We start from the raw sequence: 310 nt of genomic DNA, 5'->3' as shown, positions 1-310 counted from the left end.
CGTCGTCGGTGCCCAGGATGTATTGCCAGCTGCCGCCCTCCTGCCACACCGGCGGCTTGAGCAGCGCGTCGCGGAACTGGTCCGCCGGCGCATGCGGCGCCAGCACCCCGGCGCCGAGCGCGATCACCAGCATCAAAACGATATACACCAGGCCGACCACGGCCCCTTTATTGCGCTTGAAATAGTGCCAGAACTCCTGAAACGGGGTCATCGGCTTCGGCGCACCTTTAACTGCAGACTCAGTGATTTGAGACATGAGAGCGCCCCTTATTTCTTGTGGCGAATACGCGGGTTGACCACGCCGTAGAGC

At 61.9% G+C, this 310-nt stretch carries 1 pseudogene; it reads right to left on the bottom strand.

The features are described 5' to 3' along the window. Nucleotides 1-256 (bottom strand): annotated as a pseudogene (locus tag KQX66_RS39225) (hypothetical protein); the annotation flags it as partial. Nucleotides 257-310 lie beyond the last annotated feature (54 nt).

It is taken from the genome of Paenibacillus oleatilyticus (assembly GCF_018998565.1).
GTDB lineage: Bacteria > Bacillota > Bacilli > Paenibacillales > NBRC-103111 > Paenibacillus_G > Paenibacillus_G oleatilyticus.
The sequence above is the reverse complement of the archived record's forward strand: the minus strand, read 5'-3'. Positions and strand labels throughout refer to the sequence as shown.